The organism is Massilia sp. WG5, assembly GCF_001412595.2.
In the GTDB taxonomy this organism is placed as follows: Bacteria; Pseudomonadota; Gammaproteobacteria; order Burkholderiales; family Burkholderiaceae_D; genus Telluria.
Genome location: NZ_CP012640.2, coordinates 1,764,586 through 1,787,336 on the forward strand (window position 1 = coordinate 1,764,586; position 22,751 = coordinate 1,787,336).

The 22,751-nt window shown below is 65.9% G+C and carries 20 protein-coding genes; 4 read left to right on the top strand and 16 right to left on the bottom strand.

The genetic code is table 11. From position 1 onward, the window contains the following. Positions 1-84: 84 nt before the first annotated feature. From rlmD to AM586_RS07865, 7 genes are all read right to left on the bottom strand, one after another. Positions 85-1,482 carry a 23S rRNA (uracil(1939)-C(5))-methyltransferase RlmD gene (gene rlmD, locus AM586_RS07835; protein WP_047824062.1) on the bottom strand — a complete coding sequence of 466 codons (1,398 nt, stop codon included), beginning with the start codon at positions 1,480-1,482 and terminating at the stop codon, positions 85-87. A 175-nt stretch (positions 1,483-1,657) separates the two neighbouring features. Next, complete coding sequence (gene rpoS / locus AM586_RS07840; protein WP_047824061.1) at positions 1,658-2,677, bottom strand: RNA polymerase sigma factor RpoS; 1,020 nt, start codon at positions 2,675-2,677, stop codon at positions 1,658-1,660. 9 nt (positions 2,678-2,686) lie between these two features. Next, on the bottom strand, positions 2,687-3,604 hold the full coding sequence (locus AM586_RS07845; RefSeq protein ID WP_047824059.1) for a peptidoglycan DD-metalloendopeptidase family protein: 918 nt from the start codon (positions 3,602-3,604) through the stop codon (positions 2,687-2,689). A gap of 34 nt (positions 3,605-3,638) precedes the next feature. Beyond that, a complete protein-coding gene (locus AM586_RS07850; protein ID WP_047824057.1) occupies positions 3,639-4,505 on the bottom strand; it encodes a protein-L-isoaspartate(D-aspartate) O-methyltransferase in 867 nt (288 codons plus the stop codon). Next, a complete protein-coding gene (surE, locus tag AM586_RS07855) occupies positions 4,502-5,239 on the bottom strand; it encodes a 5'/3'-nucleotidase SurE (RefSeq protein WP_047824055.1) in 738 nt (245 codons plus the stop codon). The genes AM586_RS07850 and surE overlap by 4 nt, the downstream gene beginning before the upstream one ends. A 166-nt stretch (positions 5,240-5,405) precedes the next feature. Continuing rightward, a complete protein-coding gene (locus tag AM586_RS07860) occupies positions 5,406-6,617 on the bottom strand; it encodes a hypothetical protein (protein WP_052233406.1) in 1,212 nt (403 codons plus the stop codon). 8 nt (positions 6,618-6,625) lie between these two features. Next, positions 6,626-7,234: a toll/interleukin-1 receptor domain-containing protein gene (locus AM586_RS07865; protein ID WP_047824053.1), complete on the bottom strand. Its 609-nt coding sequence runs from the start codon at positions 7,232-7,234 to the stop codon at positions 6,626-6,628. A gap of 158 nt (positions 7,235-7,392) precedes the next feature. Between AM586_RS07865 and AM586_RS07870 the strand changes: the two genes are divergently transcribed. Then, positions 7,393-8,379 carry an NADPH:quinone oxidoreductase family protein gene (locus AM586_RS07870; RefSeq protein ID WP_047824051.1) on the top strand — a complete coding sequence of 329 codons (987 nt, stop codon included), beginning with the start codon at positions 7,393-7,395 and terminating at the stop codon, positions 8,377-8,379. Continuing rightward, positions 8,376-8,627: an antitoxin Xre/MbcA/ParS toxin-binding domain-containing protein gene (locus AM586_RS07875; protein WP_047824049.1), complete on the top strand. Its 252-nt coding sequence runs from the start codon at positions 8,376-8,378 to the stop codon at positions 8,625-8,627. The genes AM586_RS07870 and AM586_RS07875 overlap by 4 nt, the downstream gene beginning before the upstream one ends. Positions 8,628-8,642: 15 nt before the next feature. On the opposite strand, the gene AM586_RS07880 is transcribed toward AM586_RS07875, so the two are convergent. After that, positions 8,643-10,127, bottom strand: coding sequence for a sodium:alanine symporter family protein (locus tag AM586_RS07880; RefSeq protein ID WP_047824047.1), 1,485 nt, complete (start codon positions 10,125-10,127; stop codon positions 8,643-8,645). Between the two features lie 110 nt (positions 10,128-10,237). On the opposite strand from AM586_RS07880, the gene AM586_RS07885 reads away from it, so the two are divergent. Continuing rightward, positions 10,238-10,927: an SOS response-associated peptidase gene (locus AM586_RS07885; RefSeq protein WP_047824046.1), complete on the top strand. Its 690-nt coding sequence runs from the start codon at positions 10,238-10,240 to the stop codon at positions 10,925-10,927. Between the two features lie 34 nt (positions 10,928-10,961). Here the strand turns inward: AM586_RS07885 and AM586_RS07890 are convergent, their stop codons facing one another. Then, complete coding sequence (locus AM586_RS07890; RefSeq protein ID WP_082439707.1) at positions 10,962-13,031, bottom strand: ATP-dependent DNA helicase; 2,070 nt, start codon at positions 13,029-13,031, stop codon at positions 10,962-10,964. Between the two features lie 46 nt (positions 13,032-13,077). After that, positions 13,078-13,278 (bottom strand): YdcH family protein, encoded by a 201-nt coding sequence (locus tag AM586_RS07895; RefSeq protein WP_047824041.1) that lies wholly within the window; start codon positions 13,276-13,278, stop codon positions 13,078-13,080. Between the two features lie 155 nt (positions 13,279-13,433). Here AM586_RS07895 and AM586_RS07900 point away from each other — a divergent pair, with 155 nt between their 5' ends. Continuing rightward, positions 13,434-14,237, top strand: a complete 804-nt coding sequence (locus AM586_RS07900) for a PP2C family serine/threonine-protein phosphatase (protein WP_047824039.1) — start codon at positions 13,434-13,436, stop codon at positions 14,235-14,237. Between the two features lie 70 nt (positions 14,238-14,307). Here the strand turns inward: AM586_RS07900 and AM586_RS07905 are convergent, their stop codons facing one another. From AM586_RS07905 to AM586_RS07930, 6 genes are all read right to left on the bottom strand, one after another. Then, entirely contained in the window at positions 14,308-15,039 is a 732-nt protein-coding gene (locus tag AM586_RS07905; RefSeq protein ID WP_229411093.1) for a hypothetical protein, read from the bottom strand. Beyond that, positions 15,036-16,133 (bottom strand): cell division protein ZapE, encoded by a 1,098-nt coding sequence (gene zapE, locus AM586_RS07910; protein WP_047824037.1) that lies wholly within the window; start codon positions 16,131-16,133, stop codon positions 15,036-15,038. The genes AM586_RS07905 and zapE overlap by 4 nt, the downstream gene beginning before the upstream one ends. 117 nt (positions 16,134-16,250) lie before the next feature. Beyond that, on the bottom strand, positions 16,251-17,681 hold the full coding sequence (lpdA, locus tag AM586_RS07915; RefSeq protein ID WP_047824035.1) for a dihydrolipoyl dehydrogenase: 1,431 nt from the start codon (positions 17,679-17,681) through the stop codon (positions 16,251-16,253). Between the two features lie 156 nt (positions 17,682-17,837). Continuing rightward, the gene (locus AM586_RS07920; protein ID WP_047824033.1) at positions 17,838-18,176 is read right to left on the bottom strand and encodes a PspC domain-containing protein; all 339 of its coding nucleotides are present in this window, start codon (positions 18,174-18,176) and stop codon (positions 17,838-17,840) included. Between the two features lie 63 nt (positions 18,177-18,239). Continuing rightward, positions 18,240-19,526 carry a 2-oxoglutarate dehydrogenase complex dihydrolipoyllysine-residue succinyltransferase gene (gene odhB / locus AM586_RS07925; protein WP_047824032.1) on the bottom strand — a complete coding sequence of 429 codons (1,287 nt, stop codon included), beginning with the start codon at positions 19,524-19,526 and terminating at the stop codon, positions 18,240-18,242. Positions 19,527-19,604: 78 nt separating this feature from the next. Beyond that, positions 19,605-22,460, bottom strand: coding sequence for a 2-oxoglutarate dehydrogenase E1 component (locus AM586_RS07930; protein WP_047824030.1), 2,856 nt, complete (start codon positions 22,458-22,460; stop codon positions 19,605-19,607). Positions 22,461-22,751: the final 291 nt, after the last annotated feature.

Consider the following 22,751-nt stretch of genomic DNA (forward strand, 5'->3'; position numbering starts at 1 on the left):
CCGCGCAGGCGAGGATCCAGGTATTCGTGAGTGACGCTTGCGTCAAGCTGGCATACGCGTGGGCACGGGGTGCCCACCCTACCATTACGCTTCCTGCTGCTGCGCCTCTTCCTTCACCTGGAACTCGCGCGGCACGAAATCCTCGACCAGGTCGAACACCCCGATCGACTCCACGTGCGAGGTATGCGGGAACATGTTCGCCACGCCCGCCTTGCTCATCTTGTAGCCGGCGCGGTGGGTCAGGATGCCGGCGTCGCGCGCCAGGGTCGACGGGCTGCAGGACACATACACGATCCGCTTCGGCATCAGGTCCGGATGCGTCAGGCGCAGCTCGGCCAGGGCGATGGCCAGCGCCACCGCGCCGTCGCGCGGCGGGTCGACCAGCATGCGGTCGAACTTGCCCAGCGCGACCAGGTCATCCTTCGTCACTTCGAACAGGTTGCGGGTCGAGAAGCTGGTCTTGCCGTCCAGGCCGTTGGCGCGCGCATTTTCCAGCGCGCGTGTGGTCAGGGCGGTACTGCCCTCGATGCCGACCACCTCCCGCGCCCGGGTCGCCAGCGGCAGCGTGAAGTTGCCGAGGCCGCAGAACAGGTCGGCCACGCGCTCGCCCGGCTGCACCTGCAACAGGCTCAGCGCCTTGTGCACCAGCAGGCGGTTGATCTGGTGGTTCACCTGGGTGAAATCGGTCGGCTTGAAGGGCATGCGGATGCCGAACTCCGGCAGCGTGTAGTACAGCTCCTTCTGCTTCGGATAGTAGGGGTAGGCGGTATCCGGCCCCTTCGGCTGCAGCCACCATTCGACATTCCACTTGTCCGCGAATGCCTTGACCAGCTTTTCGTCGTTGGCGTCGAGCGGCGCCATGATGCGCAGCACCAGCACGGTGCTTTCCTCGCCCACCGCCAGCTCGATCTGCGGCATCTGCTGGTAGATCGACAGGCTGCTGACCAGCTCGCGCAGCGGGACCAGCATCTTCGAGACGTGCGGCGGCACGATCTCGCAGCTGGTCATGTCGGCCACGTAGCTGGAGTGGCGCTCATGGAAGCCGACCAGCATGCCGCCCTTCTTGGGCACATGGCGCACCGACAGGCGGGCGCGGTAGCGGTAGCCCCAGGTCGGGCCGTACATCGGGCGCATGATGTGCTCGGCCTTGGTCTTGCCGATGTGCCAGAGGTTATCTTCGAGCACGCGCTGCTTCATCGCAACCTGGGCCGAGGGCTCCAGGTGCTGCATCGAGCAGCCGCCGCAATGCCAGAAGTGCGGGCACTTCGGCTCGACCCGCATCGACGAGGCCTTCTGCAGGGTGAGCATGCGGCCCGATTCCCAGTTCTTCTTCTTGCGCAGGGTTTCGAAGCTGACCGTTTCACCCGGCAGCGCGCCTTCGACGAAGATGACCTTGCCCGGCGAGCCGTCCTCGTTCTCCAGGTGGCCGACGCCGCGCGCGTCCATGTCGAGGGATTTGATCTTGATGAAGGTTTCTTGCATGGGAATAGAAGAAAGCAAAAACGAGGAAGGTACAGGCGATAGGCCGCGCAATCAATCAACGTCGTCCCCGCGAAGGCGGGGATCCAGGTTCGTCGAGCAGTACTAACGCTTGCGTTGGCTAGGCACGAGACTTGGGTTCCCGCCTGCGCGGGAACGACGGCAGGTCAGCCGAACATCATAGCAAGGAATCGCGCACCACGCCACGGGCGGCCATGGCCCGTTTCAGCTTGACGAGGGCTTCCTGCTGGATCTGGCGCACGCGCTCGCGCGTCACGCCCATTTCTTCGGCCAGGGTTTCGAGGGTCGCCGGGTCGTCGTTGTCGAGGCCGAAGCGGCGCATCACGACCACGCGCTGCTTGTCCGGCAGTTTCTGCAGCCAGTCGCGCACCAGCAGCGTCATCTCGTGGTGTTCGGCGTGCAAGTCGGGACTGACGTCGGCCTCGTCCGGCAGCATGTCCATCAGGCTGGTCTGCGGATCGTTGTCGAGCGGGGCGTCGAGCGAGGTCGCGTGCTCGGACAGGGCCAGGATGTCCTGCACCTCCTCCGCCGGCCGCCCGACCAGGCTGGCGATGTCCTCGGCGCTGGCTTCCTTGCCGTCGTGGTGCTGGGCTTCGAGGTGGTATTTGGCGCGCAGCATCTGGTTCAGCTCGCGCACCATGTGCACCGGCAGGCGCACCGTGCGGGCCTGGTTCATGATCGCGCGCTCGATGCTCTGGCGGATCCACCAGGTGGCGTAGGTGGAAAAACGGAAACCGCGCTCCGGCTCGAACTTGTCGATTGCCCGCATCAGGCCGATGTTGCCCTCCTCGATCAGGTCGAGCAGGACCACGCCGCGGTTGATGTAGTGCTTGGCGATCGAGACCACGAGCCGCAGATTATGCTCGATCATCTTCTGCCGAGCAGCGAACTCCCCGGCCTTGGCCAGGGTCGCGTAATGCACCTCCTGCTCGGCCGTGAGCAGGGGCTTGGCGCCGATCCGGTTCAGGTAGTACTGGGTGGTGTCGGTGGAGAGTTCGGCCTGCAGTACGCTCTTGAGCTCGTCCACGCTGTCGGAGGCGGCCGGCCCTTCGGCCAGCAGTTCCGCGCGCTCGCTGCCATCGGCGCCGAAGTCGCTGTCGCCCAGCGCTTCCTCCGGCACCTCCTCCGGCCCATTGTCCGGCATATCCTGGTCCAGCGGGTCGGGCGGCAGCGTCATTGGTCCTCGCTAACGACTGGGCAGGAACTTCGACGGGTCGACCGGCTTGCCCTGCTGGCGTATCTCGAAATGCAATTTGACCGTGTCGGCATCGGAATCGCCCATCTCGGCGATCACCTGGCCCTTGGTCACGCTCTGACCTTCCTTGACCACGATCGCGCGGTTGTGCGCATACGCCGACAGCAGGCTGTTGCTGTGCTTAACAATCACGAGATTACCATATCCGCGGATGCCGCTGCCCGCGTACATCACCTTACCGGAACCGGCGGCCATCACCTGCTGGCCGAGCTTGCCGGCGATATCGATGCCCTTGTTCTTGCCTTCATCGAAAGTGGCGATGATCTTGCCGTCCGACGGCCACATCCAGCTCAGCTTCTCGTCGTCGCTGGCGGTGACCGTGCTGCCGGCCGCCAGGCCCGGGCGCTCGACGGCTTTCGGGTTCACGGACGGATTGTCGTCCTTCTGGGCTTCGGCCAGGCTGCCTTCGCTGTACGGCTTCTTGTCGCCGCGCGGCGCGGTCTTCTTCGGCACCGCGGCGGGTTTCTCGACGCCCGGCATCACGATCGGATTGGTGCCGGCGATGGCGCCGGCGTTGCGCTCGGGCGGCGCCACGCGCAGCACCTGGCCGACCTTGATGTCGTCCGGATCGGCGAGGTTGTTCCAGGCCACCAGGTCGCGGTAGTTCTGGCCGACGTCGAGCGCGATTTTCAGCAGGGTATCGCCCCTGCGCACGGTATAGCTGCCGCGCGCGTCGGCTTTCGTTTCCTCGGACGCGGGCGACGGGTTTGCGGGATGCTGGGGACGCGGCATCTTGTTGGCGGCCACAGGGGCCGGTCGGTCGATCACGGGCGCCTGGCGGGTCGGGGTGCTACAGGCGCTCAGCACGATACTGACGGTCAGCAGGGCTAAGCGGGGTGTTGGTTTCATTCTCATCTAATTCTGTTACGACTTTCTGGCATTCTCAAACGATGCCTGGCCGCAGTGGGACAAAATGGCAGGCTTCCAGCGTTTCGCTGGTCCATTCCGATTTGCCGGTGCGGGTGATGCGCTGCAGATGCTGGACCTGGGCGCCGACTGGCGCCACCAGCCGGGCGCCGATGGCCAGCTGCTCGAGCAGTGCGCGCGGCACCTCGAGTCCGGCCGCTGCAAGGACGATGCCATCGAAGGGCGCGACTTGCTGCAGCCCAAGCATACCATCTCCATAGTGCAAGCGCAGGTTTGGGATGCGCAATGGCCGCAGATTGGCCTTGGCCAGCTCGTGCAGCGGCTTGATGCGCTCGATCGAATACACTTCCTGGGCGACGCAGGACAGCACCGCGGCCTGGTAGCCGCAGCCGGTGCCGATCTCGAGCACGCGCCTGAGCTGTCCACCTTGCGGCTGGCCGCTTTCCTTGAGCAGTTCGATCATGCGGGCCACGATGTAGGGCTGCGAAATCGTCTGATTATGACCGATCGGCAGCGAAACGTCAGCATACGCCTGGCTCGACAGGGCCGGCTCGATGAACATGTGGCGCGGCACGGTCTCGAGGGCGGCCAGCACTTGCGGGTCCTTGACGCCCTGGCGGGTCACATAGGCCGCCATCGCCCGGCGCCGGGCCTCGGTGGCCGCCAGGTCGGAACGCGCCAGCGTCTGTTGGGGAAGAGCCGGTTGCTGGGCGCCGCCGTTGCCGGCCGCACGCGCACCCGGGAGCGTCTGGACCTGGCTGGTGCGCGCGTTCTGGGTTGCGGTCTGCGGCGTCGCCACCGGCGCCGGCGCAGCAGGTTTTCGGGTGCCGCCGCCTGTCACGGAGGACAGCGGCAACGGGAAATTGCTGCGCTTTTCGTTCATTCCAGCCACCCTCGCAAGCTGTCCAGCTGTTCGCGATGGGTCAGGTCGACCTGCAGCGGCGTGATCGACACCCTTCCCTGGCTGGTAGCATAAAAATCGGTGCCCTCGCCGGCATCGCGGCAGGCGCCGGGCGCGCCGATCCAGAAGATTTCGCGGCCGCGCGGGTCCTGGCCGCGGATCACCGGTTCGGACTGGTGGCGGCGTCCCAGGCGCGTTGCGGTCAGCGCTCCCATCTGCTCATAAGGCAGGTTCGGGATATTCACGTTGAGCAGGAACGGCGATTCCAGCTTCTCAAGGCGGCGCAGCACGATGTCGCGGGCGACGCGCGCGGCCGATTCGATCTCGGACCAGCCGCTGCGGACCTGGGAAAAGGCGATCGCCGGGATACCAAACAGATAAGCCTCGGTCGCGGCCGCCACAGTGCCCGAGTACAGGGTGTCGTCGCCCATGTTCTGGCCGTTGTTGATGCCGGAGACGACCAGGTCGGGGCGGGCGTCGAGCAGCCCCGTCAACGCGATGTGCACGCAGTCGGTCGGGGTGCCGTTGACGAAATAGAAACCGTTTGCAGCTTTCGACACCGACAGCGGCCGGTCCAGCGACAGCGAGTTGGACGCCCCCGAACGGTTGCTGTCGGGAGCGACCACCACGATGTCGGCGACCGCGGCGAGCGCGTCGGCCAGCGCCTGGATACCAGGAGCGAGATAGCCGTCGTCGTTACTGATAAGGATTCGCATGCGTGCGATTTTACCTGAAGCAACGGCTGTATCGACGCCTCGGGCTGCACATTTATTGCTCATCGGGACAATCCGGGCCGCGCCCAGACCGGCGGCCCCCGTGCTTGCCGTCGCGCATGCGCCACACCTGCCCCCGGCTGCGGCTCAGCTGCGGCTCAGCTGCGGCTCAGTTGCGAATGACCCGCCTGCCCTCTTCCATCGCATGCAAACCTTCTTCCAGCGCGATCACGTGCTGCTCGAGCCGTCGGGCGGCCTCCAGCTCGTCGCCCTGCTGGCCCAGGTAAAGCTGGCCCAGGCGCGCCAGTTCGCGCGCCAGCGGCGGCGCCTGGGTGTCGCCGGCGCGCTCGCGCAGCGCCTCGACCGCCTGCACCAGGCGTACCTCGGCCAGCGGCCGCCATGGAAAATGGCCCGGTTCCATCCACTCGAGCAGGGTCTCGACGCTGCGCACCGGTCCCAGCCTGTCGCGGGCGGCGCCGCGCGCGCAGGGCGGCGCCTCGCCCAAGGCGGCCTGCGGCAGCTGGACTTCGTCGAGATAGCTGTCGAGGGCGACGCCGGCCAGGCCGTAGCAGTCGCCCAGCAGCTTTTCGAGCGCCGACTGGTAACCGGCCAGGCCGTGGCGGGCATCGCCGTGGCGCCAGTCCAGGCGCGCCTCGATGGCGCCGGCCGGCGGGCTGGGCAGTGGGTAGACCAGCAGCGGCCGCTGCTCGTCCTCGTGGCTGCAGCGGTAATCGAGCGCGCGCCGCACCACGCCGTCCAGGCCCTCCAGGCTGCGCGGTTCCGGCGTGAACAGGCCGACCATCTTGTCGGGCAGGAGCGCGGTGCAGACGCTGGTGGCGGCCGAGCGGCCGCCGCGGCAATCGACCAGCACATGCGCGAAGCGCCGCGTGAGGTGGGCGGCGAAGCTGCGGAACAGCGCCGGGCAGGCGCAGAACAGGGCGTCCCAGTCGAGCCGGTCGACCCGTTCGCCGTAGCTGTCGTCGAAGCGGCCGGCGCGCATCAGGTACAGCGGGCGGCTGTCGTCGACGCGTTCGAGATAGGCATCCCAGTCGAGGCTGTCGAGCACGCGCTCGGCCAGTTCCCGGGTCTCGTCGGCAGGCGCGCGCCCGAGCGCATGCAGGCGTTCGCGGCAGGCTTCGAACAGCTCGAGCACACCCTGGCGCTCCGCGAGCGGCTGGCCGCCGGAAAAATAATGGTGCAGGCCGGGCGCTTCGAGGTCCCAGTCGATCATCAGCACCGGGGTCTTGCCGTGCTTGCGTCCAGACAATAGCCACGCGGCATGTGCAAGGGCGCGACTACGCACGCTCGCGCCATCGTAGGCGTAAAACGTCGTCACCTCGCCGGCCACGGCCGGCGCAGCGGTGATGCGGTTGGTATCCATATTGCTCCTCATTTTTTGGGGAAGGTGGTATCCGTTATCTCGCGCCACGGGGGTGGGACATCGGGGAGCACGAATTGGTTGCAGTCATGCCCCGGTGGCATGTATTTTTTCAGGCATTGGTAATGGGCGACGATGCGCCGGACCATCTTGTCGATGTCCGGCAGAAAATCCGGATTCGATTTCAGGTCGCCGGTCGCCATCGTGAAGCGGGAGAAATCGACATAGAAGCTGGACTCCGCGATCTGCGGCGGCAGCTGTTCCGGGTGCCGGGTCATGATCACGGGGATGATCAGGTGGCTCGGCAGCGCATACCAGCGGCTGCGCTCGATCTCGAGCTGGCGCATGGCCGCGTATTCGCGCCGCGTGTAGGCATGGGCTTCATATTTGGGCGTGTAAATCAGGATCATGCAGACGCTCTCGCACATCGCGCGCGCGATCTTGCGATCGAGGTCGTCGCCGCCGCCGAGCTGCTCGACATCGACGAACAGTTCGTCTTCGTTGTCGAAATACGGCTCCAGGTAGCAGCGCAGGGCATCGGCCAGGGTGGCCTTGAAGCGCTGCATGAGCTCGTGTCGCCCATGGGCATAGCTGAAGAAACAGCCGTAACGGATCGCCATTGCTCTCCCCTAAATCGATGCATGCGGCAGCGGACCTGCAGACTCTAGCAAGCCATGCATGCCGCATGTTGTGGAAGCACAAGCGCACTGCCGGCCTCGGCCGGCCGGCCTTGCGGCATAATCCCGGCTTCGTATTCGCAGAACTGACAGGAGAAAGCATGAAAGCCGTCGTGTGCAAGGCATGGGGACCACCGGACAGCCTGGTGGTGGACGAACTCGCGGACCTGGTCCCCGGCCCCGGCCAGGTGGTGGTCGACGTCAAGGCGGCCGGCGTGAACTTCCCGGACGTGCTCACCGTGCAGGGCAAGTACCAGGTGAAGCCCGCGCTGCCCTTCACGCCGGGCAACGAATTCGCCGGCATCGTGCGCGCGGTGGGCGACGGCGTGACGGCGTACAGGCCGGGCGAGCGCGTGATCGGCTTCACCCGCACCGGCGCCTTCGCCGAGCAGGCCCTGGCCCCGGCCGAGATGCTGATGCCGATGCCGCCCGGGATGGACTTCGACATCGCCGCCGCGATCACCCTGACCTACGGCACCTCGCACCACGCGATCGCCGACCGCGGCGCCCTGCAGCCGGGCGAAACCATGCTGGTGCTGGGCGCGGCCGGCGGGGTCGGCCTGGCGGCGATCGAGATCGGCAAGGCGCTCGGCGCGCGCGTGATCGCGGCCGCTTCCAGCCCGGAAAAGCTGGCGGTGTGCCGGACCCACGGCGCCGACGTGCTGATCGACTACACGAAGGAAGACCTGCGCGAAGCGCTCAAGGCGGCCACCAATGGCAAGGGGCCGGACGTGATCTACGATCCGGTCGGCGGCGTCTACAGCGAGCCGGCGCTGCGCTCGATCGCCTGGCGCGGGCGCCACCTGGTCGTCGGTTTCGCCAACGGCGAGATCCCGAAGCTGCCGTGGAACCTCATGTTGCTGAAAGGCGCCTCGGTGGTCGGCGTGTTCTGGGGCGATTTCGTGCGCCGCGAACCGCAGGCCAACCTGGCGGCGATGCGCCAGATGCTGGGCTGGATGGCGGAAGGGAAATTGCGCCCGCTGGTATCGCGGCGCTACGCGCTGGCGGACACCGCGCAGGCGCTGAACGACATGGCCGAACGCAAGGTCACGGGCAAGGTCGTGATCGTACCGGGAGACGGGAAATGAGCAAGGAAGGAGGACTGGATCCGGACGGCCTGGCCGCCCTGCGCGCCCGCTTCGAGCAGCAGTCGCGCAAGGCCCAGGCCTACTACACGGTGATGCACGCCGTGCGTGGCGTGCTGGGCTCGGACGATGCGGCGAGCGCCTGGATGGAAGCGCCGCTGGCGGCCATGGGCGGCAGCACGCCGGCCCGCCTGGTCGACGAAGGCCGTACGGACCAGGTGCTGGCCCACGTCCGCACGCTCAAGCCCTAGGGGCTATCGAGCCGGTCAGGCCGCCGGGGTCGTCTCGCGGCCCTTGGCTTCGCCGGCGGCGCGCAGTCCCGCCGCGCGCTTTTCCCAGTAGTGGGCATTGCTGATGCCCAGCGCCAGCGGATCGAATTCGGGATCCTTGCCGGCCGCCTTCTGCGCCTCGTAGTCGCGCAGGCACTTGTAGGCGGTATTGCGCAGCAGCAGGATGGCGATGATGTTCAGCCAGGCCATCAGGCCGACGCCGAGGTCGCCCATCGCCCAGGCCACGTCGGCCGTCTTCACGGTGCCGTACACGGTCGCGCCGATGATCACGACCTTCAGCAGGAAGTTCATCCACGGCCGTGGCGTGTGGCGGTTGATGTAGGCGACATTCGTCTCGGCGATGTAGTAGTACGCCACGATGGTGGTGAAGGCGAAGAACAGCAGGGCCAGCGCGACGAAGATCGAGCCGAAGCCCGGCAGCACGTTTTCCAGCGCCGTCTGCACGTAGCCGGGGCCGGCCGCGACGCCCTGCACGCCCTGGTAGATGTGGCTGCCGTCGGCGCGCTCGACGTTGTACTGGCCGGTAATCAGCAGCATGAAGGCGGTGGCCGAGCACACGAACAGGGTGTCGATGTAGACCGAGAAGCCCTGCACCAGGCCCTGCTTGGCCGGGTGGCTGACTTCGGCAGCCGAGGAAGCGTGCGGGCCGGTGCCCTGCCCCGCCTCGTTCGAGTACACGCCGCGCTTGACGCCCCACTGGATCGCCATGCCGAGGATGGCGCCGAAGGCCGAATCCATGCCGAAGGCCGAGCTGAAGATCAGCTTGATGACGTGCGGCAGCTGGCCAATGTTCAGGAAGATGATGACGACGGCCACGATGATGTAGGCCAGCGCCATGAAGGGCACGACGACCTCGGCGAAGCTGGCGATGCGCTTGACGCCGCCGAAGATGATGAAGCCGAGCACGATTGCCAGGCCGGCGGCGGTCACGTTCGGGTCGATGCCGACCGCGGTCTTCAGGCCCTCGGCGATCGAGTTCGCCTGCACGCCGGGCAGCAGCACGCCGGTGGCGACCACGGTCACGGCCGCGAACAGCCAGGCATACCATTTCACGCCCAGGCCTTTCTCGATGTAGAAGGCCGGGCCGCCGCGGTATTCGCGGTTGATCTGTTCCTTGTACACCTGGCCCAGGGTCGATTCGACGAAGGCCGAGCTGGCGCCGAGGAAGGCGACCGCCCACATCCAGAACACGGCGCCGGGGCCGCCGAAGGTGATCGCGGTGGCGACGCCGGCGATGTTGCCGGTGCCGACGCGGCCCGCCAGCGTCATCGCCAGCGCCTGGAAGGAAGACACGCCCTGGTCGGAGCTTTTACCTTCCATCATCAGGCGCGTCATCTCGCGCATGTGGCGCACCTGCAGGAAGCGCGACCGGATCGAAAAATACAGACCGGCGCCCAGGCACAGGACAATCAGGGCCGGACTCCAGACATAGCCATTGATGGCGTTGACCAACTCGTTCATCGATACTCCTTGGATGCTATCCGATTTGCAACAAGACGTAACACGATAAGCGAAACGGCTGAGCGTGCCTAGACTTTTTTTGCACCCGCGGCGCCTGCTATGATGGCGTCATGTGCGTGAATTACCGACCTCCCCTCCCCGAACAACTGGACATGGTGCTCGGCACCCTGGTCGACCTGTATCGCGACTGGGACTGGCCCACCGAAACCTGGAAGGACTACCTGGCGCCGATCGTGCGGGCGGACGCCCGCAACCGGCGCATGCTGAGCCTGGCCAGCTACGGCATGGTGCCGCGCCGCCATATTCCGGCCGGCGTGAAGGTCTTCGATACGATGAATGCGCGCGCCGAGTCGATCGGCGAGAAGCGCTCGTTCGCCCCGAGCTGGCACCGCACCCAGCTGTGCGCGGTGCCGATGAACTGCTTCTTCGAGCCGAACTACGAGAGCGGCAAAGCCGAGCGCTTCGGCATCGGCATGGCGGACGATGCGCCCTTTTTCGTGGCGGGACTGTGGCGCGAATGGCGCGAGGCGGACGGCCAGGTCGCGACGTCCTTCACCCAGATCACCATCAACGCCGACGAACATCCGCTGATGAAGCGCTTCCATAAGCCGGGCGACGAGAAGCGCGCACTGGTGGTGCTGCCGCCCGGGGATGTCGACGCCTGGCTGGCCTGCCGCGATCCGGAACTGGCGCGCAGCTTCCTGCGGCATTATCCGTCCGAGGGGATGAAGGCCTGGGCCGCGCCGGCGGCGCCGCGGGCGAAGAAGCTCATCGTTCCGGAGACCGGGTCTTTGTTCTGATGTCACCCGTGGGCTCCCCGAGCCCACGTCCACATTACGCGTCCGGTTTCGGCTGTGTGAAGAAGTCGATCACCTCGGCCTGCACCCGCGTACGGCGGAACGGCGGCAGGCTTTGCCAGATGCGGCGGCCGTAGGGCTTGCTGATCACGCGCGGGTCGCACAGCATCAGCACGCCGCGGTCGTCGACGTCGCGGATCAGGCGGCCGGCGCCCTGCTTCAGGTTGATGATGGCTTCCGGCAGCGTGTGGTGGACGAAGCCGTTCATGCCCTTCTTTTCCATGACCTCGATGCGCGCCGCCAGCACCGGATCGTCCGGCGGGGCGAAGGGCAGCTTGTCGATGATGACCAGCGACAGCGCCTCGCCGCGCACGTCCACGCCTTCCCAGAAGCTCTGGCTGCCCACCAGCACGGCGTTGCCGGCATTGCGGAAGGAATCCAGCAGCTCGGTGCGTCCGCGCTCCCCCTGCACGAACAGCGGGAATTCCAGGCCGCGCGCGGCGAACTCCTCGCGCAGGCGCTCGGCCACGCGGTTCACCGCGCGGATCGTCGTGCACAGGAAGAAGCAGCGGCCGCCCGCGGCTTCGATGACGGGCAGCGCCATGTCGACCACCGCGTCGGTGTAGCCGAAGGTGTTCGGTTCCGGCAGCCCGGTCGGCACGTACAGGATGCCCTGCTCCTGGTAGTCGAAGGGGCTGGGCCAGGTGCGCGCCGGCTCGCCGGTCATGCCCATCTGGGAAGTGAAATGCTTGAAGTCGTTCTTCACCGCCAGCGTGGCCGAGGTGAAGATCCAGCTGCGCGGCGTGCCGGCGCGCTGGCCGGCGAAGATCGGCGCGATCGACAGCGGCGTCTTGTGCAGCTGCAGCGAGGACGAGAAAGCCTCGACCCACAGCACGGCGTCGGCGCCGGCGAACTGGCTGTAATCCTTTTCCTTCGGGTCCTTCTTGACCGGTGCCTGCTTCCAGTCCTTGAAGTTGTCCAGCAGTTCCACCGCGCGCACACGCACCTGTTCCAGGGTTTCGGCGCGCTCGGCGTTCGCTTCCAGCACGTCGAGCATGCCTTCCAGTTCTTCCTTCAGCTTTTCCAGCGCCGGGAAGAAATCCGAACTCGGCGGGATCTGCGGCAGCGACAGGCGGGTGCCGCCTTCCGGGAAGGTCAGGCGCAGGTCGCGCGCGGCTTTTTCGACCACCGTCACGACCTTGGCCCAGTCCGGGCCGCCGCGCGCATGCGCCAGGCCTTCGGCCAGCACGTCGCGGCACAGCTCCAGCACCTGCGAAGTCGAGACCGTGGTGCCGAAGAACAGGGTCGCCACTTCGGGCAGCTGGTGCGCTTCGTCGAACACGATGGTGTTGGCGGACGGCAGCAGCTCGGCCATGCCGCCCTCCTTCAGGGCGACGTCGGCGAAGAACAGGTGGTGGTTGACCACCACCACGTCGGCCTGCTGGGCTTCGCGGCGCGCCTTCATCACGAAGCAGTCCTGGTAGTACTGGCATTCCTGGCCGACGCAGTTTTCACGCGTGGAGGTCACCAGGTTCCACACCGACGCGGTTTCGGGCACCTTGGCCAGCTCGGCCTTGTCGCCCGAGTTGCTCATCTTGATGAAACGCGAGATCTCGCGCAGGTGGCCGACGTCGTCGCGCGAGGTCAGGCGCCCGTTCTGCAGGGTGCGTTCCAGGTGGTAATGGCAGACGTAGTTGGCGCGGCCCTTCAGCAGGGCCACCGACACCGGCGCGCGCAGGGCCTGGCGCACGTTCGGGATGTCGCGCGAGAACAGCTGGTCCTGCAGGTTCTTGGTGCCGGTCGAGATGATGGTCTTGCCGCCCCACAGCAGCGTCGGAACCAGGTAGGCGAAGGTCTTGCCCGTGCCGGTGCCGGCCTCGGCGATGAGCGTGCCCTGGTTGCCGATCGCGTCGGCGATCGCTTTCGCCATCTCGGTCTGCGACTGGCGCGGCTTGAAGCTGCCGACGGCGGGCGCGAGCGGGCCGTTCGGGCCGAAGATGCGGTCGATCTCGGCGTCGTATTTACCCGGCGCGACAACTGCCTCGGACTCGGTGGACGGGGCTGCTGCGGCGTCGCTGGGAATGGGCTCGCCGGCCAGGCCGGGCATGGGAAGGTGATCGGTCAAAGTCGTGGAATGGGGTAAAACTGCCAGCTTACGCCGGCACGTCCGGTACCAACTGCATTTTCAGCAAAGTGATGTGGTCCTTCAGCTGCAGTTTGCGCTTCTTCAGGCGGCGCAGCTGCAACTGGTCGGAATGGCCGTCGCGCGTCAGCATGTCGATGACGGCGTCGAGGTCGCGGTGTTCCACGTCGAGTTCAATAAGGCGGCGCTGGATCTCCTGGACATCGATCATGGTGGACTTTTCCGAACTAAAGAGCTGATGCTGTGGTGGGAGGACGCGATTCGTCGTTACGGCTTGCAACTGTAGTGCAAACCAGTGCATAGTTTAATCTACGCCGACGTTGCCGCCAACAAAGTTCGGCACGCCGGTAACGGAAAGCCACGTTTATGAGTCCATACAAGTTAGAAGCGGGAACCGCGCAGCACATCGGCAACCGTCCGCAGCAGAACGACCGCGTCGCCCTGATGACGGGCGCCCGCGCTCCCGGATACGTGCTGGCGATCCTGTCCGACGGCATCGGCGGCGCCGCGGCGTCGGAACAGGTGCTGCACACGGCCAAGCACGTGTTCGACCTGTTCAAGCCCGGCGACGGGCCCGCCGTCGAGCGCTTGGAGCACTTGCTGCGCGATATAGTGCAAGAGACTCACCTGGTCATCAAGATGAATGCCGTTACCACCGGGGTCGAGACGCATGCCAGCTTCGTCGGCCTGGTCCTGAGTCCGCACGGCGAGGCGGTGTGGGCGCATGTGGGCGATTCGCGGCTCTACCACTTCCAGGATGGCGCCTGCCTGGCGCGCACCAGCGACGCCGCCTATGTCGAGCACCTGGTGGCAAGCGACCGCCTGCCTCCGGCATCGGCGAAGAACCACCGCAAATCCAAGCTGCTGGTCAATGTGCTGGGCAATGGCCGCAAGGAGCCCTACGTCACCGTCGGCCATTGCACGGGCCTGGCGGCGGGCGACGTGTTCCTGCTGGCGTCGGACGGGCTATGGCATTTCTTCACCGACGCCGAACTCGGCGCGGCCACCGCGCGGTCGACGCCGCGCCAGGCTTCCGAGATGCTCATCACCAAGGCCGGCGAACGCTCGCAGGGCAAGGGCGGCAATTGCACGATGGCGATCTTGAAACTGGTGCCGCCGCCGCAGGAGGTGGGCAACTACACGGTGCAGAAACTCAGGCGCGCGGTGTAGGGCGTTTACACCGCGCCCGCGCGACAGCGGGCATGCTGCGGGCGTCACGCGTGGGCACGTTGTGCCCACCCTACGGCGTCGGGCTGGCGGCCGCCTTGGCCTTCTCCGCCTTCTCTTCCTCGGCCTTCCTGGCCAGCTTGGCCGCGCGTTCCGCCTTCTTCCGCGCGACTTCGCGCTGGCGTTCCTCGGATTCGGCCTTGCGGCGTTCGTAGTCGCGCGCGTTCTGGGCGCGCTTCGGCGCATCGGCCGCTTCCTTGGCCTGGGCTTCCTTCAGGCGGGCGTCGCGCTTGGCCTCGCGGGCGGGCACGGTGGGCGCGCGCGGCGCCGGCGCTTCCTGCACCTGCGGCGCCGGCTTCGGCGGCTCGGCAGCCAGGCGCGCTTCTTCCTCGCGGTATTTCTTGTCGGCCTCGGCCAGCTTGCGGTCGCGCTCGTCGACCACGGCCTGGCGCTTGAAGCGCTCGGCCTGCACCTCGATCGCGCGCTGGGCCGCCAGCGCGCTGCGGCGCCGTTCCTTGGCATCGTCGAGGCAGCGGTTGACGAAGAACTTGTCGTAGCAGACCCGCTCGCGCTCGGCGAAGCGGGCCTCGACCGCGGCGCGTTCGCGCGCCACCGCGGCCAGCTGCTGGTCGGCCTGGGCCACCGAGGTGACCGGCGGCGGCGGCACTTCGCGCACGGCCGGACGGTTGCCGGCGCAAGCCGCCAGCAGCGCGCACAGCAGGGCGGCCTGGGCGCCGAGGGCGGCGCGGCGCATGATCGGGTTTGCCTTCATCGTCTTGTTGTTTTCCTGTTCGATGGTGTTCACGCGAGGGAATCGGCGGCGCCGCGGCGCTCAGCCAGCATGTATTCGCGCGATTGCATCTCAATGATACGCGAGACGGTACGGTGGAACTCGTTCGACATCGCACCTTCCGTGTACAGGTGCTCCGGCGCCACCTCGGCCGACATGATCAGCTTGACCTTGTGGTCGTAGAACACGTCGATCAGCCAGGTGAAGCGGCGCGCCTCCGACGACATCGCCGCCGACATGCGCGGCACCGCGGACAGGATCACGGTGTGGAACTGGCTGGACAGCTCGAGGTAGTCGTTCTGCGAGCGCGGGCCGCCGCACAGGGTGTGGAAATCGAACCAGATCACCCCGCCCGCGCGCCGCAGGGCGCGCAGCTCGCGCTGCTCGATGTGCACGCGCGGGTCTTCGTCGGCGGTGTCGGCGATCTTGGCGTAGGTGTCGCGCAACGCATGGTCGCTGGCGGCGTTGAGCGGCGTGTAGTAGGCCTGCACCTGTTCCAGCGTGCGGTGGCGGTAGTCGATGCCGGCGTCGACGTTCATCACGTCCAGCTTGTCCTTCAGCAGCGCGATGGTCGGCAGCATGCGGTCGCGGTGCAGGCCGTCCGGGTAGAGCTTGTCGGGGTCGTAGTTCGAGGTCATCACGAAGGAGACGCCGTATTCGAACAGCTTCGACAGCAGGTTGTACATGATCATCGCGTCGGCCACGTCGCTGACGTGGAACTCGTCGAAGCAGATCAGGCGGTACTTCTTGGCGATGCGCTTGGCGACTTCGACCAGCGGGTCTTCCACGCCTTTGAGCTCGTCGAGCTGGCGGTGCACGGCGCGCATGAATTCGTGGAAGTGCAGGCGCGTCTTGCGCACCACCGGGACCACCGAATAGAAGCTGTCCATCAGGAAGGACTTGCCGCGCCCCACCCCGCCCCACATGTAGACGCCCTGCGGCACCTCGGGACGCTTGATCAGGCGCTTGAAAGCGGACGACCGCTGGGCCTTGTAGTGGACCCAGTCGTCGTACGCCTGCTGGAGACGGTCTACCGCGCGCTGCTGGGCCGGATCGGACTTGAAGCCGCGCTCGGTCAGCGCGTGCAGGTAATACTCTTGGACGTTCATGAGGTGCTCATCAAAACGTAGGGTGGGCACCATGTGTCCACGCGGATGCCGGCGTGGTGCGGACCTCCGCGTGGGCACGGGGTGCCCACCCTACAGCGGCGCAAGGCCGCTATTTACTTAGAAGTTCAGCGAACGCTTGTCGACGGCGAGCGCGGCTTCCTTGGTCGCTTCGGACAGGGTCGGGTGAGCGTGGCAGATGCGCGCGATGTCTTCGGCCGAAGCCTTGAACTCCATCGCCACCACGGCTTCCGAGATCAGCTCGGAAGCGACCGGGCCCACGATGTGCACGCCCAGGATCTCGTCGGTAGCGGCATCGGCGATCACCTTGACCATGCCGGTGGTGTCGCCCAGCGCGCGCGCACGGCCGTTGGCCATGAACGGGAAGGTGCCGGCCTTGTAGGCGACGCCATCCTTCTTCAGCTGCTCTTCGGTGCGGCCGACCCAGGCGATTTCCGGCGAGGTGTAGATCACCCACGGGATGGTGTTGAAGTTGACGTGGCCATGCTGGCCGGCGATGCGCTCGGCAACCGCGACGCCCTCTTCTTCCGCCTTGTGCGCCAGCATCGGGCCGCGCACGACGTCGCCCACTGCCCAGATGCCCGGCACGCCGGTGCGGCACTCGTCGTCGACGGCGATGAAGCCGCGCTCGTCGAGCTGCAGGCCGACGCTCTCGAAGCCCAGGCCGTTGGTGTTCGGCACGCGGCCGATCGAGACGATCAGGCGGTCGAAGGTGGCGGTCTGCGCGGCGCCGCTGGCATCGGCGTATTCCACGGTGACGCTGTTGTCGCCCTTGGTGATGTTGCCGATCTTGACGCCCAGGTGGATGTCCAGGCCCTGCTTGGTGAAGGCCTTCTGCGCTTCCTTGGCGATCTGCTGGTCGACTGCGCCCAGGAAGGCCGGCAGGCCTTCCAGCACGGTGACCTTGGCGCCCACGCGGCGCCATACCGAACCCATTTCCAGGCCGATCACGCCGGCGCCGATCACGCCCAGCGTGGCCGGGACGGCGTCGATCGCCAGTGCACCGGTGTTCGACAGGACCAGTTTCTCGTCGAACGGGGTGCCCGGCAGTTCGCGCGGATTGGAGCCGGTGGCGACGATCACGTTCTTGGCGGTTAGGGTATCGGTGGTCGGGCCCGAGACGTTGACGGTGAAGCCTTCGCCAGCCTTGCCGGCGAGGGTGCCGCGGCCGTGGAAGAAGGTGACCTTGTTCTTCTTGAACAGGTAGACGATGCCGTCGTTGTTGGCCTTGACCACGCCATCCTTACGCTTGAGCATCTGGCCCAGGTCCAGCTCCAGGCCGGACACGTTGATGCCGTGCTCCTTGAAAGCATGGCCGGCGTGCTCGAAGTGCTCCGACGATTGCAGCAGCGCCTTCGACGGGATGCAGCCGACGTTGGTGCAGGTGCCGCCCAGGGCAGGACCGCCCTTGGCATTCTGCGCCTCGTCGATGCAGGCCACCTTGAAGCCCAGCTGGGCAGCGCGGATGGCAGCCACATAGCCGCCGGGGCCGCCGCCGATCACGACGACGTCAAATTGTTTATCGCTCATTATTTATCCCTTTTACGTCGTTCCCGGACTCATCCTGGGACGTCATCCCCGCGAAGGCGGGAACCCAAGTCGGACGCATTTCGACTGCGCTCGCAGAACCTGGGTCCCCGCCTTCGCGGGGACGACGATCGATTATTCGCGGGTACGACGGTTAATTTATTCTTCCGGTACGAAAATCCACAACAACAGGTAAATCACCGCGCCAAATCCGAAGGTCAGGGTGAACAGCGTAAACACCAGCCGCCACACCCACGAATCCACCTCCGACACCCGCGCCAGGCCGCCGCACACGCCGCCGATCCAGCGGTCGGTGCGCGAGCGGCGCAAGGTGTTGAGCTCGGCAGCGAAACTCCCGCCCGAGGCCGTCGAGGCGCCCTTGTTCAGGTTCACCGTCGACGAGGACAGGATCTTCGCCTTGGCCTGTTCGAATTCGGCGTCGGTCAGGGCGCCGGCCTGGTGCAGTTCGTGCAAGCGCTTGATTTCATCGGCAATCATGGTGACAACCCTCCATCAATACAGCACGAACGGCGCGCCAGGCGACGCGCCTTTCCTGGTGAATTACAGGTCCAGCAGCAGGCGCGACGGATCTTCCAGCGCGTCCTTCATGGCGACCAGGCCCAGCACGGCTTCGCGGCCGTCGATGATGCGGTGGTCGTAGGACATCGCCAGGTAGTTCATCGGACGGATCACGATCTGGCCGTTCTCGACCACGGCGCGGTCCTTGGTCGCGTGCACGCCCAGGATAGCCGACTGCGGCGGGTTGATGATCGGGGTCGACAGCATCGAGCCGAAGGTGCCGCCGTTCGAGATCGAGAAGGTACCGCCGGTCAGGTCTTCCAGGGTCAGCTTGCCTTCCTTGGCTTTCTGGCCGAATTCACCGATCTTCTTCTCGATGTCGGCGATCGACATCTGGTCGGCGTTGCGCAGGATCGGCACCACCAGGCCACGCGGCGAACCGACAGCGATACCGATGTCGAAGTAGCCGTGGTAGACGATGTCGTTACCGTCGACCGAGGCGTTCAGGATCGGGTACTTCTTCAGCGCGTGCACGGCGGCCTTGACGAAGAAGGACATGAAGCCCAGCTTGACGCCGTGGTTCTTCTCGAACTGGTCCTTGTACTTGGCGCGCAGGTCCATGACCGGCTTCATGTTGACTTCGTTGAAGGTGGTCAGGATCGCGTTGGTCGACTGCGACTGCAGCAGGCGCTCGGCGATACGGGCGCGCAGGCGGCTCATCGGCACGCGCTCTTCCGGACGGTCGCCCAGGTTGGCCGGGGACGGGGCGGCGACTTGCTGCAGGGCCGGCTTGGCGGCCTGCTGCTGCAGCGGGGCCGGTGCGGCCGGCGAAACTGGAGCCGAACCCGCGGCGCCTTTGTTGGCGACGGCGGCCAGGGCATCGCCCTTGGTCACGCGGCCGTCACGGCCGGTGCCGGTGGCGTCGGCGGTGCCCAGGTTGTTGTCGGCCAGGATCTTGGCGGCGGCCGGCATGGCGACGTCGCCTTTCGAGCCGGTCGATGCCGACGAGGTTTGCGGGGCGGCGGCAGCGGCCGGGGCGTTCGCCACCGGAGCGGCGGTAATGCCGATCGGGCTGGTCTGTGCCGATGCTTCGGTATCGATGATCGCGATGGTCTCGCCGGCAACGACGGTCGCGCCGTCGGCCTTGATCAGTTGCACGATCACGCCAGCGCTCGGGGCCGGCAGTTCAAGAACCACCTTGTCGGTCTCGATGTCGATCATGTTCTCGTCGCGCGCGACGGCTTCGCCGACCTTCTTGTGCCAGGACAGCAGGGTCGCCTCTGCAACCGATTCCGACAGTTGGGGGACCTTGACTTCGATTTGTGCCATTTAAAACTCCGTATATTTTTCTTGCGAAAACCCCGCGCCAGCCAGAACGGCGCGGGGTGCTCTTGGGCTTTTAACTAATTACTTGGTCAGAATGAAGCCCTTGAGCTTCGAGAACGCGGTTTCCAGCAGTTCCTTCTGCTGCGCCACGTGCTTGTCGGCGTAACCGACAGCCGGCGATGCGGAAGCCGGACGGCCGGCGTACGACAGGCGCTGGCCCGATTCCATGCTTTCGAACAGGTTGTGCTGGATCTGGAACCACGGACCCTGGTTCTGCGGCTCGTCCTGCACCCACACCACTTCGGTCGCGTTCGGGAACTTCTTCAGTTCGGCAACGAAGGCCTTGTGCGGGAACGGATACAGCTGCTCCATGCGGACGATCGCGGTGTCGGTCGCGTTGCGGGTCTTGCGGGTGTTGACCAGGTCATAGTAGACCTTGCCCGAGCAGACCAGCACGCGCTTGACCTTGTTGGCGTCGATCTTGTCGTCCAGTTCGCCGATGACGGTCTGGAAACCGCCCTTGGCCAGGTCGGTCAGCGGCGAGCCGGCGTCCTTGTTACGCAGCAGCGACTTCGGCGTGAAGATCACCAGCGGCTTGCGGAACTGGCGCACCATCTGGCGGCGCAGCAGGTGGAAGATCTGGGCGGCGGTGGTCGGCTGCACGACTTGCATGTTGTGGTCTGCGCACAGCTGCAGGAAGCGCTCGATACGTGCCGACGAGTGCTCCGGACCCTGGCCTTCGTAGCCGTGCGGCAGCATCAGCACCAGGCCCGAGGCGCGGCCCCACTTCACTTCGCCCGAGGCGATGAACTGGTCGATGACGACCTGGGCGCCGTTGACGAAGTCGCCGAACTGGCCTTCCCAGATGGTCAGGGTGTTCGGCTCGGCGGTCGAGTAGCCGTATTCGAAGCCCAGCACCGCTTCTTCCGACAGCACGGAGTCGATGACGGTGAAGTTGGCCTGGTTGTCCGACACGTTGGCCAGCGGCAGGTAGATGCCCTGGTCCCAGCGCTCGCGGTTCTGGTCGTGCAGCACGGCGTGGCGGTGCACGAAGGTGCCGCGGCCGGCGTCCTGGCCCGACAGGCGGACCGCGTAGCCCGACGACAGCAGCGAGGCGTAGGCCAGGTGTTCGCCCATGCCCCAGTCCAGGTTCAGCTCGCCCTGGCCCATCTTGGCGCGGTCGCCCAGCACCTTCTCGACCAGCGAGTGCAGCTTGAAGTTTTCCGGCACGGTGGTGATGCGCTGCGACAGGCGTTTCAGCTCGGTCAGCGGCACGGCGGTGTCGGCGGCGTCGGTCCACTTCTTGTTCAGGAACGGCGCCCAATCCACGGCGTACTTGTTCTTGAAGTCGGTCAGGACCGGATCGATGGTGTGCTTGCCGGCGTCCATCGCGGCGCGGTATTCGGCCACCAGCTGGTCGCCGCCGTCAGCGGCGATGGTGCCCTGCGCAGCCAGCTTGTCCGCGTACATCTTGCGGGTGCCCGGGTGCTTGGCGATCTTCTTGTACATCAGCGGCTGGGTCAGGGCCGGGGTATCCTGCTCGTTGTGGCCCAGCTTGCGGTAGCAGACGATGTCGACGACCACGTCCTTGTGGAACTCGGTGCGGTAGTCCATCGCGATCTGGGTGGCCAGCACGACCGATTCCGGATCGTCGGCGTTCACGTGCAGCACCGGCGCTTCGATCATCTTGACCACGTCGGTGCAATAGATCGTCGAACGGGCGTCGCGCGGGTCCGAGGTGGTGAAACCGATCTGGTTGTTGATGACGATGTGGACGGTACCGCCGGTGCCGTAGCCGCGGGTCTGGGCCAGGTTCAGGGTTTCCATGACCACGCCCTGGCCGGCGAATGCGGCGTCGCCGTGCACCAGGATCGGCAGCACTTCCTTGCCCTGGCGGTCGCCGCGGCGTTCCATGCGGGCCTTGACCGAGCCTTCGACGACCGGGTTGACGATTTCCAGGTGCGACGGGTTGAACGCCAGCGACAGGTGGACCGGGCCGCCCGGGGTCGAGATGTCGCTCGAGAAGCCCTGGTGGTATTTCACGTCGCCTGCCGGCAGGTCGTCGGCGTGCTTGCCTTCGAATTCTTCGAACAGCTCGGACGGGGCCTTGCCCAGGGTGTTGACCAGGACGTTCAGGCGGCCGCGGTGGGCCATGCCGATCACGATTTCCTGGACGCCCTGCTCACCGGCGCGCTGGATCACTTCGTCCATCGAGGCGATGAAGGACTCGCCGCCTTCCAGCGAGAAACGCTTGGCGCCGACGTACTTGGTGTGGAGGTAGCGCTCCAGGCCTTCGGCCGCGGTCAGGCGCTCGAGGATGTGCTTTTTCTTTTCTGCGGTGAAGGCCGGGGTCGAGCGGATCGATTCCAGCTTTTCCTGCAGCCAGCGCTTTTCGGTCGGGTCGCTGACGTACATGAACTCAGCGCCGATCGAACGGCAGTAGGTGTCGCGCAACATGTTCAGCAGGTCGCGCAGCGATGCGGTTTCCTGGCCGAAATAGGTGTTGCTGATATTGAATTTGGTATCGAGGTCGGCTTCGCTGAAACCGTAGAAGGCAGGATCCAGTTCCGGGATCGGCGGGCGCTCCTGGCGCTGCAGCGGGTCCAGGTTGGCCCAGCGCGAACCGAGGTAGCGGTAGGCGGCGATCAGCTGGGTGACGGCGACGCGCTTGCGGCCGAGTTCGGCATCCGGGGAGGCGGTGACGGTGCGGATCGGGCCCTGCTTGGCGCGCTCGGCAAAGGAGGCGATCACGGAGGAGTGGGCCACGTCCGGCTTGGCCGAACCGTCGACGGCGGGCATGTGCTGCATCGCGTCGAAATACGCGCGCCAGTTGTCAGGCACCGAACCCGGGTTGTTCAGATAGGCTTCGTACAACTCTTCCACGTACGGCGCATTACCGCCGAACAGGTACGAGTTGGCTTCGTATTGTTGCATCATTCTTGCTCACCTTTCTTCGCGTTTCGCGAAATTAGGGCGGGTTAATCTAACCTTCCGCGACACGGCCTGACCGGTTAGCGGATCGCACTACTACTCAAGTTGTGGGGGAAGGACTATACAGGGCGGAACTTTGCAGTGGATCAATGCAGCATATTGCCGCTACGCTGCCAATTTGCGCACGGTATTGTAACGCAAGGCGCCAAGCACGACAGCGGATGGAGTTGTTTTTATTTGTTACCGTGTAGCACCAAAACTGCTGAGTTGACCGGCTAAATGATAATCGTTATCATT

Excerpts from the sequence above, each read along its gene's own strand:
- AM586_RS07900 (WP_047824039.1), top strand. The coding sequence starts at position 13,434 with ATGAGTCCATACAAGTTAGAAGCGGGAACCGCGCAGCACATCGGCAAC.
- surE (WP_047824055.1), bottom strand. The coding sequence starts at position 5,239 with ATGCGAATCCTTATCAGTAACGACGACGGCTATCTCGCTCCTGGTATC.
- AM586_RS07920 (WP_047824033.1), bottom strand. The coding sequence starts at position 18,176 with ATGATTGCCGATGAAATCAAGCGCTTGCACGAACTGCACCAGGCCGGC.
- rlmD (WP_047824062.1), bottom strand. The coding sequence starts at position 1,482 with ATGCAAGAAACCTTCATCAAGATCAAATCCCTCGACATGGACGCGCGC.
- AM586_RS07885 (WP_047824046.1), top strand. The coding sequence starts at position 10,238 with ATGTGCGTGAATTACCGACCTCCCCTCCCCGAACAACTGGACATGGTG.
- AM586_RS07875 (WP_047824049.1), top strand. The coding sequence starts at position 8,376 with ATGAGCAAGGAAGGAGGACTGGATCCGGACGGCCTGGCCGCCCTGCGC.
- AM586_RS07930 (WP_047824030.1), bottom strand. The coding sequence starts at position 22,460 with ATGATGCAACAATACGAAGCCAACTCGTACCTGTTCGGCGGTAATGCG.
- odhB (WP_047824032.1), bottom strand. The coding sequence starts at position 19,526 with ATGGCACAAATCGAAGTCAAGGTCCCCCAACTGTCGGAATCGGTTGCA.
- AM586_RS07880 (WP_047824047.1), bottom strand. The coding sequence starts at position 10,127 with ATGAACGAGTTGGTCAACGCCATCAATGGCTATGTCTGGAGTCCGGCC.
- AM586_RS07895 (WP_047824041.1), bottom strand. The coding sequence starts at position 13,278 with ATGATCGATGTCCAGGAGATCCAGCGCCGCCTTATTGAACTCGACGTG.
- AM586_RS07890 (WP_082439707.1), bottom strand. The coding sequence starts at position 13,031 with ATGCCCGGCCTGGCCGGCGAGCCCATTCCCAGCGACGCCGCAGCAGCC.
- AM586_RS07860 (WP_052233406.1), bottom strand. The coding sequence starts at position 6,617 with ATGGATACCAACCGCATCACCGCTGCGCCGGCCGTGGCCGGCGAGGTG.
- zapE (WP_047824037.1), bottom strand. The coding sequence starts at position 16,133 with ATGAACGTCCAAGAGTATTACCTGCACGCGCTGACCGAGCGCGGCTTC.
- lpdA (WP_047824035.1), bottom strand. The coding sequence starts at position 17,681 with ATGAGCGATAAACAATTTGACGTCGTCGTGATCGGCGGCGGCCCCGGC.
- AM586_RS07865 (WP_047824053.1), bottom strand. The coding sequence starts at position 7,234 with ATGGCGATCCGTTACGGCTGTTTCTTCAGCTATGCCCATGGGCGACAC.
- AM586_RS07870 (WP_047824051.1), top strand. The coding sequence starts at position 7,393 with ATGAAAGCCGTCGTGTGCAAGGCATGGGGACCACCGGACAGCCTGGTG.
- AM586_RS07845 (WP_047824059.1), bottom strand. The coding sequence starts at position 3,604 with ATGAAACCAACACCCCGCTTAGCCCTGCTGACCGTCAGTATCGTGCTG.
- AM586_RS07850 (WP_047824057.1), bottom strand. The coding sequence starts at position 4,505 with ATGAACGAAAAGCGCAGCAATTTCCCGTTGCCGCTGTCCTCCGTGACA.
- rpoS (WP_047824061.1), bottom strand. The coding sequence starts at position 2,677 with ATGACGCTGCCGCCCGACCCGCTGGACCAGGATATGCCGGACAATGGG.